This is a genomic window from Streptomyces sp. NPDC059248 (genome assembly GCF_042753905.1).
In the GTDB taxonomy this organism is placed as follows: Bacteria; Actinomycetota; Actinomycetes; order Streptomycetales; family Streptomycetaceae; genus Streptomyces.
Genome location: NZ_JBHYZV010000009.1, coordinates 114,874 through 130,528, shown reverse-complemented (window position 1 = coordinate 130,528; position 15,655 = coordinate 114,874). Strand labels below are relative to the sequence as shown.

14 protein-coding genes and 2 pseudogenes are annotated in these 15,655 nt (G+C 70.5%); 9 read left to right on the top strand and 7 right to left on the bottom strand.

All coding sequences use genetic code 11. From position 1 onward, the window contains the following. Positions 1-107 precede the first annotated feature (107 nt). The 4 genes from ACFXG1_RS06335 to ACFXG1_RS06320 form a co-directional block, all read right to left on the bottom strand. A complete protein-coding gene (locus ACFXG1_RS06335; RefSeq protein WP_384741396.1) occupies positions 108-1,358 on the bottom strand; it encodes a sensor histidine kinase in 1,251 nt (416 codons plus the stop codon). Positions 1,359-1,383: 25 nt separating this feature from the next. After that, the gene (locus ACFXG1_RS06330; protein ID WP_384709642.1) at positions 1,384-2,166 is read right to left on the bottom strand and encodes an ABC transporter permease; all 783 of its coding nucleotides are present in this window, start codon (positions 2,164-2,166) and stop codon (positions 1,384-1,386) included. A 47-nt stretch (positions 2,167-2,213) separates the two neighbouring features. Next, positions 2,214-3,143 carry an ATP-binding cassette domain-containing protein gene (locus ACFXG1_RS06325; RefSeq protein WP_384709639.1) on the bottom strand — a complete coding sequence of 310 codons (930 nt, stop codon included), beginning with the start codon at positions 3,141-3,143 and terminating at the stop codon, positions 2,214-2,216. Positions 3,144-3,790: 647 nt separating this feature from the next. After that, complete coding sequence (locus ACFXG1_RS06320; RefSeq protein ID WP_384709647.1) at positions 3,791-4,438, bottom strand: AAA family ATPase; 648 nt, start codon at positions 4,436-4,438, stop codon at positions 3,791-3,793. A 254-nt stretch (positions 4,439-4,692) separates the two neighbouring features. On the opposite strand from ACFXG1_RS06320, the gene ACFXG1_RS06315 reads away from it, so the two are divergent. The 7 genes from ACFXG1_RS06315 (at position 4,693) to ACFXG1_RS06285 (ending at position 12,052) form a co-directional block, all read left to right on the top strand. Continuing rightward, positions 4,693-5,028: a hypothetical protein gene (locus tag ACFXG1_RS06315; protein ID WP_384709636.1), complete on the top strand. Its 336-nt coding sequence runs from the start codon at positions 4,693-4,695 to the stop codon at positions 5,026-5,028. A 72-nt stretch (positions 5,029-5,100) separates the two neighbouring features. After that, positions 5,101-5,868: a Crp/Fnr family transcriptional regulator gene (locus tag ACFXG1_RS06310; RefSeq protein WP_384709633.1), complete on the top strand. Its 768-nt coding sequence runs from the start codon at positions 5,101-5,103 to the stop codon at positions 5,866-5,868. A gap of 128 nt (positions 5,869-5,996) precedes the next feature. Then, positions 5,997-6,902, top strand: coding sequence for a hypothetical protein (locus ACFXG1_RS06305; protein ID WP_384709630.1), 906 nt, complete (start codon positions 5,997-5,999; stop codon positions 6,900-6,902). After that, entirely contained in the window at positions 6,899-8,971 is a 2,073-nt protein-coding gene (locus ACFXG1_RS06300) for a hypothetical protein (protein ID WP_384709627.1), read from the top strand. The genes ACFXG1_RS06305 and ACFXG1_RS06300 overlap by 4 nt, the downstream gene beginning before the upstream one ends. Further along, positions 8,968-9,891, top strand: coding sequence for a hypothetical protein (locus ACFXG1_RS06295; protein WP_384709625.1), 924 nt, complete (start codon positions 8,968-8,970; stop codon positions 9,889-9,891). The genes ACFXG1_RS06300 and ACFXG1_RS06295 overlap by 4 nt, the downstream gene beginning before the upstream one ends. Before the next feature lie 71 nt (positions 9,892-9,962). Further along, entirely contained in the window at positions 9,963-10,430 is a 468-nt protein-coding gene (locus ACFXG1_RS06290; protein WP_384709622.1) for a Pycsar system effector family protein, read from the top strand. A gap of 482 nt (positions 10,431-10,912) precedes the next feature. Next, positions 10,913-12,052, top strand: coding sequence for a winged helix DNA-binding domain-containing protein (locus tag ACFXG1_RS06285; protein WP_384709619.1), 1,140 nt, complete (start codon positions 10,913-10,915; stop codon positions 12,050-12,052). A gap of 91 nt (positions 12,053-12,143) precedes the next feature. Here the strand turns inward: ACFXG1_RS06285 and ACFXG1_RS06280 are convergent, their stop codons facing one another. Beyond that, entirely contained in the window at positions 12,144-13,466 is a 1,323-nt protein-coding gene (locus tag ACFXG1_RS06280) for a diaminopimelate decarboxylase family protein (RefSeq protein WP_384709616.1), read from the bottom strand. A gap of 51 nt (positions 13,467-13,517) precedes the next feature. Then, positions 13,518-13,925 (bottom strand): SAV_915 family protein, encoded by a 408-nt coding sequence (locus ACFXG1_RS06275; RefSeq protein WP_384709613.1) that lies wholly within the window; start codon positions 13,923-13,925, stop codon positions 13,518-13,520. Between the two features lie 201 nt (positions 13,926-14,126). On the opposite strand from ACFXG1_RS06275, the pseudogene ACFXG1_RS06270 reads away from it, so the two are divergent. Continuing rightward, a pseudogene (locus ACFXG1_RS06270) lies at positions 14,127-14,306 on the top strand (RNA-binding protein); the annotation flags it as partial. A gap of 137 nt (positions 14,307-14,443) precedes the next feature. Next, positions 14,444-14,725, top strand: a pseudogene (locus tag ACFXG1_RS06265) (ASCH domain-containing protein); the annotation flags it as partial. A 30-nt stretch (positions 14,726-14,755) separates the two neighbouring features. On the opposite strand, the gene ACFXG1_RS06260 reads toward ACFXG1_RS06265, so the two are convergent. Next, positions 14,756-15,598: a LuxR C-terminal-related transcriptional regulator gene (locus ACFXG1_RS06260; protein WP_384709610.1), complete on the bottom strand. Its 843-nt coding sequence runs from the start codon at positions 15,596-15,598 to the stop codon at positions 14,756-14,758. Positions 15,599-15,655 lie beyond the last annotated feature (57 nt).

Sequence of the window (15,655 nt, the reverse complement as noted above, 5' to 3'; positions counted from 1 at the left end):
CCCCGGGCTCGGGTCCCCGTCCCGGCCGTGCCACCCGCACGTGCGCCCGCCCCCGGGGGGGCGCTCGTCGCCGTGTCCGCCCCGGCCGGTTCGACGACACCGGGGGGTCAGGGGCGGACCAGGGGGAGCCGGGTCGATATCGCCGTACCGTGGCCGGGTTCGGACTCGACGCTGAGGGAGCCCGCGACGCGCTCGGCTCGGGCCCGCATCCCGTCGAGCCCGAAGCCGCCGGTCCCGGTGCGCGGCGGTGGCCGCAGCGGGTCGAAGCCCCGGCCGTCGTCGCGGACGTCCAGGGTGACCTCGCCGTCCATATAGCTGAGGGTGACGCCGACGCGGGAGGCGCCGGCGTGCCGGGCAGCGTTCGCCAACGCCTCCTGGGTGATGCGCAGAAGGGTGGCGGAGAGTTCGCCGTGCAGCTCCTGGGCCCGGCCGACGAGGGTGAACTCGGCGCGGACCTCGGTCTGCGCGGCCCATTGGCCGACCGACTTCCGCAGCGCCTGGGGGAGTGTGTCGTGGGCCAGGCCCACGGGAGCCAGGTTCCGCACGGAGCGGCGGGCCTCGCCCAGGCTGTGGCGGGCCAGGGCGGCGGCACGGTCGACGTGCTCGTGTGCCGTCGCGGGATCGGAGGTGTGCGACACGACCTCCAGCTGGGTGATGATTCCGGCCAGGCCCTGGGCGATGGTGTCGTGGATCTCGGCCGCCAGCCGTGTGCGTTCCTCGACCACGCCCGCCTCGCGCGCCTGGAGGACGAGCTGCGCCTGGAGGGCGGCGTTCTCGTCGAGCGCCTGTTGAAGGGCGGTGTTGGTGCGTTCGAGTTCGGCGATGGTGGCGGCCCTGGCGGCGGACCGTTCCTCCTCGTGCTGGACGAAGTAGCCGATCAGGGTCAGCAGCGCGTTGTTGGTCAGGAGCATCCCGAAGAACAGGGCCCACTGCCCGGTGTCCCGGAAGGGCAGCCCGCCCGCCTGGGCCGCGGCCAGCGGGAGGGAGGAGGCGAAGGCCCCGGCGTGCCGCCAGCGCTGTTTGCGCAGGAGTACGTTGTTGTCCAGGTAGCCGGTCGCCGCGAAGAACGCGAAGAACGGATTCAGCCAGGTCAGTACGGAGCTGACGGCCCAGCGCAGCGCGAAGTACGTGGCCGACGCGGTGTCGGGGCCCGTCCGGAGACGGCGGGCCCTTTCCCACCACAGTTGGAGGACGAGAGCCGCGACGATCAGTACGCCGACGGCGACGCGTTCATCCGTGGCCGGTGTCACCTCCGGCCGTGCCGCCGCGAGCAGGGCGCTGGTGGCGAGCAGCCAGTACGGATGCCATCGGAGGACGGTCGCCCAGTGCCGGTCGAGATCGGTGTCCGCCGTCGTCATGGCCCCAGTGTGCACGGTCGTGCCCCTACTCCCACCGGAACCAGCGGACGGCGGCGGCCGAGGCGACCGCCGCCCACAGGACGAGCACGACCAGATGGAACCAGTCGGGCCAGTCGCCGGTGGCGGCCCGGTCGAGCGCCAGGGCCGCGGCGCCGAAGGGGGTGAACTCGACGATGCCGGCGAGGGCGTCCGGCATGGCCCGTACGGGAATCCACAGTCCGGTGCAGAACAGGGCGGGGAAGTACACCGCGGTGCCGATACCGGTCGCGTGCTTGGCGGTCCTGGCCAGGGCCGCGATCAGGGCGCCGATGGCGAGGTTCGCCGCGGCGGCGAGCAGCAGCGCCAGAACGTACCCCCCGACCTCGCGCGGGAGCGCCACATCGAAGGCGAGCCGGCCCACGACCAGGCACAGGGCCGCCGATATCAGGGCCGTCACCCCGTTCAGCCAGATCTGCGCGGCCAGCAGGGTGGAGGGGCGTACCGGGGTCGTCGACATCCGCCGGAGGATGCCGAGTTCCCGGTAGCCGGTCAGGATCGGCGGAAAGATCTGGAGGGCGGCCGTGATCAAGGAGATCAGGACGACCACCGGCACATAGAGGTCGATGATCCGCAGGCCGTCGAGGTCGTCGTCGACTTCCTGGAACATCGGTACGAGCCCGAGGATCAGCAGCAGTACGGGCGGGAAGACGATGGAGACGATGTTGGAGGGGTCACGTCGGTAGAGCCTGATCTCGGAACGCAGCACGGCGGCGCGGGGGGAGGGGCCGCGGGTGGCGGTCGTGGCCGTGGTCGTCGCTGGTTCGGTCATATCGCTGTTCCTGTCGGGAGGTGGGCCGGTCGGCGGGGCTTCGCCGGTCATGTCTTCGTCAGATCGATGAAGGCGTCGTCCAATGAGGCGTCGGTGACCCTGAGTTGGTGGGCCCGGATCCCGCTCCGGGCGAGCAGCCGGATCACCGCGTCGACGGTCTCGTCCGTGCCGCGGAGCGTGACGCGGTCGGCCGTGTTCTCGACGGCCGTGAGCCCGGGGAGCGCGGTCAGATACTCGTGGTCGACCGGCCGCGACGGGGTGAAGGAGATGACGGTGGACCCCGCCGAGCGGCGGATCAGCCCTTCGGGGGTGTCGAGCGCGCGGACCCGCCCCTTGTCGATCAGGGCGATCCGGTCGCACAGCCGTTGGGCCTCCTCCATGAAGTGGGTGACGAGGACGACGGTGACACCGCCGGCCCGGACGTCCTCGATCAGCGACCAGGTGTCGCGGCGGGCCCGCGGGTCGAGACCGGTGGTCAGCTCGTCGAGGACGACGACACGGGGCGAGCCGATGAGGGCGAGCGCGATGAACAGCCGCTGCTTCTGTCCGCCGGACAGGGTGCCGAAGCGGGTGTCGAGCTTCGCGGTCAGGCCCAGCCGTTCGGCGAGGGGCCGCCAGGCGAGCGGGCGCGGATAGAAGGCGGAGTAGAGCCGAAGCGCCTCGCCCACGGTCAGTTTGGCCTGGAGGGCGCTCTCCTGGAGCTGGGCGCCGAGGACCTCGGTGACCTCGGCTCGCTCGGCGACCGGGTCGTACCCGGCGACCCGGATACGGCCCGAGTCGGGTACCCGGAGACCCTCGACGCATTCGACCGAGGTGGTCTTGCCGGCGCCGTTCAGACCGAGGATCCCGAAGATCTCGCCCTCCTCGACGGTGAAGGAGACACCGTCGACGACATTCCTGCCGCCGTACGCCTTCCGCAGGTCGCTGACTTCGACGATGGGCCCCCGGCCCCTCCTCGGGACGCGCGTTGAGTTCATACGGAGAGCTTGGCGCGGGCACCCGCCGCGCCGCATGACCCAACGGGCTCGAAGCGGAATCAGCCGATCGGCTGATCGCGGTACGACCCGGAGGACTGCCCTCTTCGTCTGCCGGCGGGCCCCGTCTCAGACGGTCTTGTTCCCGGCGGGTCGCCGACTCACGCGCGTGTGCCGAGGCCAACTCCACCTGTATGGTGGTGAACTCTCGGTCACGGGCCATTCGATCGGTGGTGTTGAGGAGGCTGGTCTCGCCTGCGGCCCGTGGTCCGTGCAGGACCACGCACACAGGGGGACGGTTCACCGCCGCGTGCCCGGGCTCGTACCGGATGGCTTCCTGCTCCTGCTTCCGACCGGCGAAGACGGAGGATTCGTGCACCGGATTCCGGAAGTCATACGGGTTGCGCAGCTGGCTGATGTCCACAGACGGCCCCCTGAGACCCGCTCCGGTCGTACGGTCCGGCCCCTCCGCACATCATCGACTTGCCGATCCGGCTCATCCGAGGTTCAGCCATTGTGGAGTGCACGGACTTGTCCGCCGGTTCGAGTGCTGCAAGGAATGGCCCAGTCTCGGGTCAGTCGCCACGATCGACGGCGCCCAGGAGACGGAGAACCAGTAGTGTCAACGGTTGGCCAGCCTCAGTGGCGCCTCACCCCGGCACAGCGACTGGCAGTAGCTTGCCGTCCCCGAGGTGCAGCCAACCCCGGCCAGGGGCGATAGGCCAGCCAGTGATGGAATCGCCGATTCTGATGCCGATCACATCGCCGGTGCTCCGCTCCTGCGGGGATAATAGAAGGCCGCGGTGGACCTTCTTCGTCTCCTCGGCCCAACCGAAGCCGAACGGGAGTTTGTTTTCGAGGCAGCCCACCACCAGGGCCGTTCCTTCTTCGAATCCGTGATGCACGACGCTTTTGAGTAGACGTCCGGCGTCACACTTGTCGAGGATCTCCGCGTCGTCCATCACCACGACGATCGGCTCCTCGGGAGACGCCGAAGACAGCGCTCCCTCAAGTTCGTCGGTACCGAGCTCATCGCGTATGAAGCAGTCCACCACTCCGCTTTGACCAGCCATCTCTCGCAAGGGGGAGGCTCGTGGCGCGACCAGAACAACGCGGGCATCGGCAGCGAGCAGAGCGCGTGAGATGTTCACCAGTGCTGTGGACTGCCCTGACCCCGGTGGCCCTGCCACGACGAATGCCGGAGCAGTTCCGGTTGCGAGGTCAGGACCGTACGCACGCCGTTCCTCTCCTGCGATCCCCGCGAGTGCCCACAAGATGGGTGTCGTCGGATCTCGCATCGACCATGTCTCGTCGAAGCTGACACGTTCCGGTAGATCCTCGAAGCCGCGCTGCGCCTCCAAAGTCTCGTGGGCAGCTTCCCAAAGCCCGAGGAGAGCACGTGGTCCTCAAGCATCAGGTGTGCCATGTGGGAGAAGGCCACGACCGCCTCGCGAGTCGGCAGCTCGGCGTGGGTGTACCAACGGATCCAGGCATCTGATGGAATGCCTGTCTCTTCTGCCAGGTGGGTGAACGACCATTGTCGCTTGACCCTGTGCTTCTGGAAGAGTCGGTGCAGCATGACCAACTCATGTCGCGCTGGCGAAGGGGCCACCTCGAACTCTCTGCTTTTGACCCCGTAGAACGTGGCGTTCGCCGGCCTGGTCTCACCTATGGCGTCAGCCATAGTGACGAATCCTTCACCGCGGCGCACGACACCGAGGAAGACCCTCAGCACATCCTGGAACCCGTGAGCGTGCGCGTTGCTGTCCTTCTGCTGGTCGGTCTGCTCGTCACCATCCTGGCTCTGTACCCACCAGAAGCCGGTGCCGCTGTTGTGGGAGCCGCCACGGCTGTGGCCCTCCTTGCCGAGGTCACGGCCCGCAAATGAATCCGGGCCGCTCGATCGGATCGCCCAGGAGCCCTGGTTTCATGGCGCGCCCGGAGACAGCCATGGTGAGCCTTGCGGGGCGGGACCGCCACGATTGCTTTCGGTCAACGTCAGCTGATCGTCGATGCCGCCCGCAACATCGGCGTACAACTCGTGGGTTCGAGGCGCATTGATGCGGGCGTGATGGGAAGGCGACGCGTGCTGTCCGACGAAGTCTGGCGCGAACTGCGCAGTCAAGGCGTGACCAGGATGTACTCCGAGCGCAGCGTGATGCTGCGGCAGGGATCCCCGGGGACGCACCTCCTCGCTCTCACCTCCGGGTTGGCCAAGGTGGTTTGCCGAGAACCGAATGGCGCCAGGACATGGCTCGCGTTTCGAGGGCCGGGGGACCTCGTCGGAGAAGTCTCCGTCTTCAACGGAACCCCACGGACGGCGGACGTCGTTGCCCTGACGCCTTGCGTTGCGGTCGTTCTGGACGCACATCGCTTCGTCCAGTTCGTCGAGGAGCGCGGACTGGTCATGCATCTGATGCGCCAGGCACTCGCCAGGATGCGCGAGTCCGACATCCACCGAGCCGAACTGCAGACATTGCCCTTGGCCGTGCGACTGGCGCGCACGCTGCTGAGGCTTGCCGTGCTCACTGATCAGTTGCCCGGGAGCAACCCCGTCCGACTGACGGGGCTGAGTCAGGCAGAGGTCGCGCAGGCGATCGGTGTGACACGCAATGCGGTCATCAGCGGGTTGGGGCAGCTGCGGGCCGTCGGGCTGGTTGAAACGGCGCGTCGGGTGATCGTTATCAGGGACGTGGAAGCCCTGCAGCGCTGGGCGGCGGCCCACTGAGGGCGGGGCCTGTGACCCGGGACACATCCTGTGCGCCCAGTGCTGTGCACTCGGCGGAGCGGCCCGGATGGAACCTCGAAGCAGCCCGACTAGGGCTACTTATCGGACCATCCGTGAGGAGACCCCGCATGTCCGTACCCGTACCCGTGCCTGTTCCGTACGCCGAAAGCCGACCGCTCCCGCCCTACCGCGCCCTGTTCGCCGTTGACGCGAAGGACTTCACCGGCCTGCCGGCTGCTCAACACGGGCCGGTCAGCCAGCTCATTCCCCAGCTGGTGGACCAGGCCCTGGAGCGGGCCGGCCTGCACCAGCTGCGCGATGCCCAGCGTTTTCCCGCCAATACGGGGGACGGAGTCGTCTTCGGGTTCGATCCGGTGCACCTGCCTTTTGTGCTCTGGCCGTTCCTGGGCGTTCTGGACGACGTACTCGGTTCGTACAACCGGCAGGCAGTCGGTCCACGGATCAGGCTCCGGGCCAGCGTCCACGTCGGCCCGCTGCCCGATGGGGGCGAGCCCGGGGACGGCAACGGCACGGCCCGCAACGATATGCATCGGCTCCTGGATTCGCTTCCGGTCAAGGCCATCCTTGCCGCGGCGAGTCAAGAGGTGACCCACCTCGCCGCAATCGTCTCGGAGCGGGTCTACGAAGACGTCGTGTTGGGCGCCTACACGGGGCTCCACCCCGACCGGTGTATCGAAGTGTCGGCCACCGTCGAAGCCAAGAACTTCTCGCAGCGGGCCTGGCTGTACGTTCCTTCGCCCTCCGGGAACCTCGTGCAGGCGGGCATCCGGCCGCGTGAGGAACCCGCAGCTGAGGTGCCGGCGGCGGTCGCCGTGGCGCCGGACAAGGGTTCCGGAACGGAGTACGGCGGAGACTCCCAGCACGTCGGTGAAGGAGCCGCGGTGATGGGCAACGTCGGTCGTGACTTCACCTATACCGCGCCCGCGACCACGTACCGCGGTACCAACCAGCACTGGGGCGGCGGAGACAACGTTGCGGGTGACAAGCGGACCGGTGACAGGGACCACCGGTGAACGCCGGACCCGGCCCCGCCGCCGAGCCGGACGTCCCACCGAACACCGACCAGCCTGCTCCGCCGGCTGGCCTGCGGGCCGGTCAGCACAGTTCTCTCCGCGAGGGCGACCAACGGGTGGACAGTGGGGTCGCGTTGATGGGGAACGTCGGCGGCGACTTCACATACTTGAACATCAGTGCGTGGACCGACGAAGCCACCGAGCGAATCCTCAAGCCGCGCCTGCGCGAGGGACCTTATCCGGCGGATGAGGTGCGCGGCCGGTTGTACGGATTTGTTGAACCGCCGTCGTACGGACGGTGCCGGAAGGCGCTGGACGGCCGGATCGTACTGCTCAGGGCGAGGGCCGGAACGGGCGCCCGTACGGTGGCGTTCGCCCTTCTCGCCGAAAGGCACGGCGAGAGTGGTGTCACGGGCCTGGACGCGATGGCGGATCTGTCGGCGTGGCGACCGAAGGCCGGCCGCGGGTACCTCCTACAGGGTTTGCCGGCGGCATCCGCCCGATCGCTCGACGGCGTGCGGCTGGCGGGCCTGGCTGAGGCCATGCACGGCGCCGGGGCACACCTGGTCGTCACCGTGGCACAGGATGCCCGGTTGCCGTCAGACACCAGCCGATGGGAAGAGGCGCATGCCGCGCCCGGACCGCACGAGGTCGTAGAGGGGCGACTACGGCTCATGGCCGCTGAAGGGAGGCTCGACGGCTCACAACTGGACGCCGCACTGGGGCACCTGGCCTCCCCTGAGTGCACTGACTACCTCTCGACGCATCCGTTGCCGGGCGACGCAGTCGACCTATCGGACGGGTTGCGGCAGTGTACGGAGACGTCGGCATCGATAAAGTCCGTGCTCAAGGACCTCCTGACCGGTACCGAGGCCGCCGCCCGGTCCGCGCTCGCCAAGGCCCGGCACAGTGCCGACGAGGTCTCCTTGATGGCGGCGGTCGCTCTGCTCCGGGGACAAGACCGCACGGTGATCGAGCAGTTCGCCGCAGCAATGCGGCCCTCGCTCGGTGCGCGTGCTGCCAAGACAGGACGGAACGAGACGCCGGAGGAACAGCCGTCCGATGTCCTCGGCCCCTCATTCGAGGACCGGCTCGAAGCTATCGGCGCGCGCCCGTTGGCACCTCGTAGTTCTTCCGCCGACCGGTACCGCTATCCGGTGCAGCCGATTGTCTTCTCCGGCAGGCACCGCTCCGCCGCACTCCTTCGGCACCTGTGGCTGGACTTCGAGGGCATGCCGGACGCGCTGTGGGGAGCGCTGGAGCAGTTGCGCTATCAGCCGGGCTTGGATGTGGCTGCCGGAGAGGCGATCGGCCGGGTGCTCGCCCATGCGACCGGCCCAGGTGCGCTGACTCAGCTGCACCGCTTCGCCTCTTCGGGCGACCGCTGGCGCCGACGTCTGGTGGCAGTCGCGCTGGGAGAGATCGTCCAGCACCCCCTGGTGTCCGGTGCGGTCAAGGAGCAGATGCGCCGGTGGAGCCGGTCATCTGCCGTTCTCCGCTGCACGGTCGCCGAGACCTGTGCGGGTAGCTACGGTCTTGCCCGGCCGGCTGCGGCCCTCAAACTTCTGGACACCGTCCTCGACGGTTCCTCTCCGGACTTGGACGCGAAACTGCGTTCCGCCGTCTCCTTCGCGCTGGGTGCCCTCCTGACCGAGGAGGCGAACCACATCGAGGTTCTTGAGACGGTGACGAGGTGGCTGGAGACCGGCCGGGGAACGCCCCGTCACACGCTGGCGGTACACGTGATCCACTGCATGTCCCTCTCGACGTTCCCCCAGCCGGGCGCATCGGGTGCGGTCCGGATGAGTCTGGCCCGGACGCTGGAGCGCCATCCCGCGCAGGGCTTCGCCCTCGTCGTGCTGGGTCTTGACGATCCGTCCACGTACGAAGCGGTGGCCCAAGGGCTTGGGCGGGTCGAAGCCGACCCGGACATGTTCCAGAGGACGGCCTTCGCCCTCGTGGTGCGCGAGCTCTCCCGTACCGCTCGCCATCGTCGGGGAGTGATCCGCTTCCTGCTAGGGCGCCACCGAGATCACACGAACACATCGCGAAGGAGGAGTGCGTCATGAGCAGGCCACTGTTTACGTCGGTCAGTTCTTCACCGGTTCGGCAGCTCCTGCGGCAACGGTTCGGATCGTCTGCGGATCGCGCGCTTGTCTTCCTCTCCGACTCGGAAGCGGACCGCCTCGAACCGCCCCGGGGCGGAAACATCTGGGGATACCTCCGACCGTCGATTGGGGCGGCCTTCCGACGGGAGTTCGACTCGATCGGGTGGGTCTCGCTGGCAGAACGCCGGACCGTGGTGGAGGTGCCACGCCGGGGTCCTGCGACATCAACGCCTTCGCGAGTACGCTACGAAATCGCCTGGAACGTGAGCAATCCGGTGGTCGCGGCACGCAGCGGCCTGACGGAGGACGGGGCGCGCCGGCTGATCGACCAGGCCATCCTTGGAAGTGCCGGACTACCGGGTGCTTCTGATCCCCTTCTACAGCCGCCGACTCTGTACGGGACCGCTCAGGTCGAGCCCCCCGGTCAACCGCGGAACATCGACGGGGCGGGCCTGACCTACTGGTTCCTGGACCCCCCAGCCGGCCTCCTACCGGCTTCAAACCATCCTGCCGAGCTCCTCCTTCCGCCGGGCTTCGGTGAGGCCCACCGCGAGGCCTACCGCTTCTACCGAGAGGTGGTCGCTGGCGGGCCGGTCGGTCTGGCGGCACTCTGGCTGCTTCACCATCCCGACCAGGCCCAAGGGGTGCTCGACTGGACGGTCGCCCACGGCGACCTGCTCACCGAGCGGGACGGATGGGAGCGGACGCTGGCAGCAACGCTTCAGGGACTGACGAAGGAGGACCGGGGCTTCGTCGGGGTGAACCTGGCGCGCCTCCTCAGCGAAGTCGGCGTACCCCAGGGCGATGAGGTCTTGCGCAGGATGGATGACGCAGGCGTACCGCACAGCAGTATGAACGGCTACCGCGGAGGGGCTCCGTGATGTGGGGTCTACCGTCTCGCCTCGCCCATTTGAGAGCCCGGCCCGAACGGCATGTCCCTGACACGGACTACGTGGTGGTTCTGTCGCGAGAACTCATCGCACAGAACTATCTGGAGATCGGCCGGGCTGACGGCAAGGCAGCCGTCCTTCTGGCTACTGGGGGGACACTCTTCGGGCTCCTTCTCGTACGGCGTCCCCTCGATGTCTTGTGGGCCGTCCCGTTGTGGTGGACGGCAGCGGCCACCACGACCGGGGCGTTGGTCTTCCTGCTCCTGGCTCTCGCTCCGCGCCGTGGGGGACGGGCCAGCGAGAGGCACGGCCTCCTCGCATACTACGAAGACGTGGTGCGAGCGGAGACGCGCGCCGACCTGTCGGCTGGACTCAGGCGGGACGGCTCAGACCCCGAGCCCCGGCTGCTACGTGCGCTGAAGGAGACGAGCAGGATCGCCCGGGCCAAGAACCGCTGCGTGCGGTACGCCATTGTCATGTTGCTACCGGCGATCACCGCGGCCTTCCTGGCCGTTGCGCTCGGACGCTGACCAGCCTCGATTGGGAGGTTCGGTGTCGTTCGGCATCGCCGTGATTACGTTGCGGGGGACCGTAGCGCGGCGCGCCGAGGGACTTGGCTAGGCGAACAGAGTGGCTCTGAACCTGTTCTGGATCTCGGCCGATGGTTCGCAGTCGCGGGCGAAGCACACCTTGCTGGTGAGTAGGACAGCCCAGCAGCTCCGGGCTGGGCTGATCACAGACCGGTGCCGGTGAAGCCGTAGTGGACCCAGATCTCCTCGGTGAGCACGGGTTCCGCGGGGCGCATCCGAGGCCGCTTCGGGGTGGGGGACATCGGGGTCACCTCCTTCGCGGGCACCGGTTCCGTGCGGGGTTGCCGTGGCCGGTGCCCGGCGTTCCGTTCGTGGGCCGAAGCCGCGCCTACCCGGGGCTCGTGCAGGATAACTACGGCCGACGCCCGCGGCCCGGCCGATCGCGGACCGGAGCTGTCCGCGATCGTGGTTAGCGTGAGCCCATGGCCTCCACGCACCCCGTTCTCGGCGACCGCGCCCTCAACCGCGCCACCCTCGCCCGTCAGCTCCTGCTCCGCCGCGCGACCCGCGCCGAGGTCACGGCCGAGGACGCCGTCGCCCGGCTCGTCGGCCTCCAGGCGCAGAACGTCAAGCCCCCGTACTACGCGCTCGCCGCCCGGCTCGACGCCTTCGACCCCGCCGAGCTGTCCGACGCGATGGCGGAGCGCCGGGTGGCCCGGATGGTCACCATGCGCTCCACCATCCACACCCACACCGCCGACGACTGTCTGGCGCTGCGCCCGCTGCTCCAGCCGGGAGGCCCCGAAAGCGAGTTGAGGGCGTTCCGCAACCGGGGCGGGCTCGACGGTGTCGACCTCGGCCGGCTCGCCGCGACCGCCCGGGAGCTGGTCGAGACCGAGCCCCGGACGATGGCGGAGCTGCGGGACGCGCTCCTGGTGGAGTGGCCGGGCGCCGACCCCCTCTCCCTCTCGGTCGCCGCCCGCTGTCTGCTGCCGCTGGTCCAGGTCACCCCGCGCGGGCTGTGGGGGAGGAGCGGGCAGGTCAGGCTCACCACCGCCACCCACTGGCTGGGGCGCGAGCCGGGGCCGCCGGCGGCGCCGGAGGATGTCGTCACGCGCTATCTGGGCGCCTTCGGACCGGCCTCCGTCAAGGACTTCCAGTCCTGGTCCGGACTGACCGGGACCCGCGACGCCTTCGAGCGGCTGCGGCCCGGACTCGCCGTGTTCCACGACGCGTACGGTGTCGAGCTGTTCGATCTGCCGGACGCCCCGCGCCCCGACGAGGACACGCCGGCCCCGCCGCGTTTCCTCCCCGAGTACGACAATCTGCTGCTCTCCCACGCCGACCGCCGCCGGGTGATCGCCGACGACCGGTACGGCGCGCTCGCCCGGAAGGGCAACCGGTCCTTCTGCGTCTTCCTCCTCGACGGCTTCCTCGCCGGGATCTGGCGGCTGGAGGACGGCGGGGGCGCGGAAGGGGCCGCGACCCTGACCGTCCAGCCGTTCGGCGAACTGGACCCGGGGCGGCGGAAGGCCGTGGGCGAGGAGGCGGAGCGCACCCTCGTCACGATCGCCCCCGGCCGGGCCGCGTACGACATCCGCTTCGGGACGGTACGGGACTGAACGACGGGGGAGACGGTACGGCGGTACGGGACGGACGGTCCGGGAGACGGTACGGGACCGGCGCCCGGGCTACGGCCGTCCCGCCGGTCCTTCAGAGGCCCACGTCCCGCATCCGCTGGTCCTCGGACGTCTCCCGCCGTACCAGCAGCCGCGACCGGCCACCGGCGACCGCGATCACCGGCGGACGGCCCGTCATGTCGTACCCGGACGCCATCGACACCTGGTACGCCCCCGAGGCCGGGACCGCCAGCAGATCACCCGGCCGGACGTCCTCCGGCAGCTCGACCGCGTCCGCGAGCACATCGCCCGGCTCGTGATGGCGGCCCACCACGGTCGTCGCCCGCATCGGCGCCGCGGAGACCCGGCCGACCATCCGGACCGTGTACCGGGCGCCGTACAGCGCCGGGCGCGGGTTGTCGCTCAGCCCGCCGTCCACGGCCACCGTCGTTCGGCCGCCCGGGGACCGGTGCACCGCGAGGACGCGGTACACCGCGATGCCCGCCGGCGCCGCGACGGACCGGCCCGGCTCCACCGTCAGCCGCGGCAGGGGGAGATCCGCCTCGGCGCAGTGCCGGATCAGCGCGTCCCGGATCCGGCGGGCGTACGCGGCCGGGGCGGGCGCCGGGTCGCCCGGCCGCCGGGCCGCCGCGAAGCCGCCGCCGAGGTCGACCTCGGGCAGGGTGACCCCGAACCGGTCCCGGATCCGGGCCAGGAACGCCACCGTGTGCCGGACCGCCATCGCGTACGGCTCCGGGGACGCGGCGGCGGAGGCGAGCCGCGTGTCCGGACGGCAGTGGACCCCGACGAGGTCCAGCCGGGGCTGGCCCAGGACCCGGGCGACGGCGTCCTCCGCCGCGCCGTCCGCGACGGAGAGACCGGAGCCCCGCGTACCGCTCCCGGGCACCACCCGGATCAGTACCTGCTGCGGCTCGGGCCCCGGCACCTGGGACGCCACCCGGGCGATCTCGCACGCCGAGTCGATGACGATCCGGCCGACGCCCAGCCGCAACGCGGTCCGCAGATCGCGCGGCGACTTGGCGTTGCCGTGCAGCACGATCCGGTCGGCGGGGAACCCGCGGGAGGCCGCCAGCTCCAGCTCGGCCGCCGAGCGGACACCGAGCCCGAGACCCTCGTCGGCGATCCAGTCCACCATCGCGCGGCACAGGAACGCCCTGGCCGCGTACACCACATCGGCGTCGGGCAGCGCCCGGCGCCAGGCCCGGGCGCGGGCCCTGACCTCGCCCTCGTCGAGGACGTAGGCCGGGGTGCCGTACCGCTCGGCGATATCCGTCAGCGGTACGCCCGCCACGGCGACGTCCCCGCCGGGCGCGGCGACGGCCGACGCGGGCCAGACCGGGGGACCGGCGAGTTCGGGGATCGACACGGGCACCGGTATCGCGGGCACCGACGTCATCCGTACACCTCCAGAGGCTGGGATCGGGCAGGATCGAGAAGGGGCGGGGCGTCAGTCGCCCGCGAGTGCCGGGCCCGACCGGCGGACACACGGCGGGGGTACGGCCCCACGGCCCCCGGCGGCCGGGAACGGCGCCGTGAGCAGGGGGTCGACGGTCAGCAGCGTCACCCCGAGGGGTTCGGCCAGCGCGCGCAGCGCCGGTTCCGCGAGCTGGATCCACCGGGCGTCCCGGCCCATCGCGGCGGACAGCTTCCCGGGGTCGGTGAACCCGACGGCGGTACGCGCCCCCAGCGGGGTGCGCAGAAAACGCAGCTGGCGCCCGCCGGACGAGCCGAGCCTCACCGGTACGTACAGCGGCCTGGACGGGGTGCGTTCATCGGGGTCGGCGGCCTCCTCGCTCCGGGCGCCGCCGCGGCTCCGGGTACGGGTACGGCTGCGGGAGCGGGTCAGGGTGTCCATGGCGCGTCGTCCTTCGGTTCACGGGTTCTCCGGGCACCGAAGCTATGCCCGTACCGGGACGGGACGGACGGTTCATGACGCGGCGCTGATCACCGGATGCCGAGTTTTGACGCCCTCCTTGCGCGAAGGCCCCAAAGTGCCCGGGAAACCGCCCCGGTAAACGTGTCGCCCCGCCTCCGACCAGGTGGTTACGGTGACCGCATGTCCACCGACTCCGTTCTTCCCGACCCCGCGACCCTGCCCCGCGCGGAGTTCGGCTTCCCCGGACCGCTCAGGGACCGGCTCGTCGGCGCGATCCTCGACGGGCGCAAGACGGCCACGACCGGGCTGCTCGCCGACTACGAGCACGCGGGCGAGCCGTTGCCGACGGCGGGGGACCGCCTGGTTTCAGGGCTCGGTTCGCCTCCGGGGCGCTTCAGCCGTGTTCTTCAGTCGATCGTGCTCGACCGCTCGTTCCTCGCGGCCTGCGCGCGTTCTCCTTCCAGACCACGGCGCGCCCCTTCGGCTCACTCGCCCCGGTCGTCGACTCGGCGGGCCTCCCGGTCGCCGTCATCGAGGTCACCGAGGTCCGGATCGTGCCGCTCGGCGAAGTCGACCGGGCCCACGCCGTCGCCGAGGGCAACACCGGCATCGCGGACTGGCGCGCCGACCACGAACGGTTCTGGACCGGCGCCGGGATGCGCGAGGCGCTCGGCGACCCGGAGTTCACCGTGGACGACACCACCCGTACCGTCCTGGAACGCTTCCGTCTGATCGCCGACCTCCGTAACCCGGCGGGCGCCCGTACCCCGGCGGGCTGAGCCGCCCCCGGCGGGATCCGTGCGCGGGGGTCACGGCAACAGGCCCGCCCGGCGGGCCGCCACCACCGCCTCCAGGCGGGTGTGCGCGCCCAGTTTCCGCATCGCGCCGCGCAGATAGCCCTTCACCGTCTCCGGGCGCAGGCCAAGCCGTTCCGCGGTGGTCGCGTTCGTCGCGCCCGCGGCCACACAGGACAGCACGTCCAGCTCGCGCGGTGAGAGCGCGACCGGCGGCGGGACCGCTTCGGGGGCCCCGTCGGGCGGGACGGTCGCGCCGGAGAGCCGGCCGCAGACCCCGAGGATCGTCTCCCGCAGCGCGGGGTCCAGGACCTGGCCCGCCAGGGCCCTCAGCTCCGTATGGATCTGGCGGACCTCCTCCCAGCAGCCGCCGTCCGCGACCGGCTCCCGGGTACAGGCGAGCAACTCCTGTACCTCGTCCCGGACCACCAGCGCCTGCTCGACGTCCCGCGCCGCGGCCACCGCCGCGTCGAAGGTCCGGTCGCCCATCGCGACCGGCCTGCGCAGCGCCCCGTACAGCACACCGCGCACCCGGCGGCGGACCACCACCGGTACGGCGAGCACCGAGCGCAGGCCCTCCGCCGAGACCGCCGCGTCGTACTCGTGGCTGATATGCCGCGACACCTGGTAGTCCGTCACCGCGCACGGCCGGGAGAGCGCGATGGACTTGCCGCCCAGGCCGTTGCCCGCCGAGATGCCCAGCCCGTGGAGCGCCGCCGTCAGGCCCCCGCTGACATGGGCGATCCGCAATCGGCTCTGATCGAGCAGCAGCCCGCCGAACACCACGGGCAATCCGCTGTTGCGGCGCAACCGCACCAGCGCCGCCTGCATTTCCACCGCCTCGGCCGGATTAGGCATGGTCCCGCTTCCCTCGTGGCTCGGCTGGTATCCGCATCACCCCCGATCGGGGGTGGT

Coding starts and splice junctions, on each gene's coding strand:
- ACFXG1_RS06335 (WP_384741396.1), bottom strand. CDS start 1,358: ATGACGACGGCGGACACCGATCTCGACCGGCACTGGGCGACCGTCCTC.
- ACFXG1_RS06330 (WP_384709642.1), bottom strand. CDS start 2,166: ATGACCGAACCAGCGACGACCACGGCCACGACCGCCACCCGCGGCCCC.
- ACFXG1_RS06325 (WP_384709639.1), bottom strand. CDS start 3,143: ATGAACTCAACGCGCGTCCCGAGGAGGGGCCGGGGGCCCATCGTCGAA.
- ACFXG1_RS06320 (WP_384709647.1), bottom strand. CDS start 4,438: ATGCGAGATCCGACGACACCCATCTTGTGGGCACTCGCGGGGATCGCA.
- ACFXG1_RS06305 (WP_384709630.1), top strand. CDS start 5,997: ATGTCCGTACCCGTACCCGTGCCTGTTCCGTACGCCGAAAGCCGACCG.
- ACFXG1_RS06295 (WP_384709625.1), top strand. CDS start 8,968: ATGAGCAGGCCACTGTTTACGTCGGTCAGTTCTTCACCGGTTCGGCAG.
- ACFXG1_RS06285 (WP_384709619.1), top strand. CDS start 10,913: ATGGCCTCCACGCACCCCGTTCTCGGCGACCGCGCCCTCAACCGCGCC.
- ACFXG1_RS06280 (WP_384709616.1), bottom strand. CDS start 13,466: ATGACGTCGGTGCCCGCGATACCGGTGCCCGTGTCGATCCCCGAACTC.
- ACFXG1_RS06275 (WP_384709613.1), bottom strand. CDS start 13,925: ATGGACACCCTGACCCGCTCCCGCAGCCGTACCCGTACCCGGAGCCGC.
- ACFXG1_RS06260 (WP_384709610.1), bottom strand. CDS start 15,598: ATGCCTAATCCGGCCGAGGCGGTGGAAATGCAGGCGGCGCTGGTGCGG.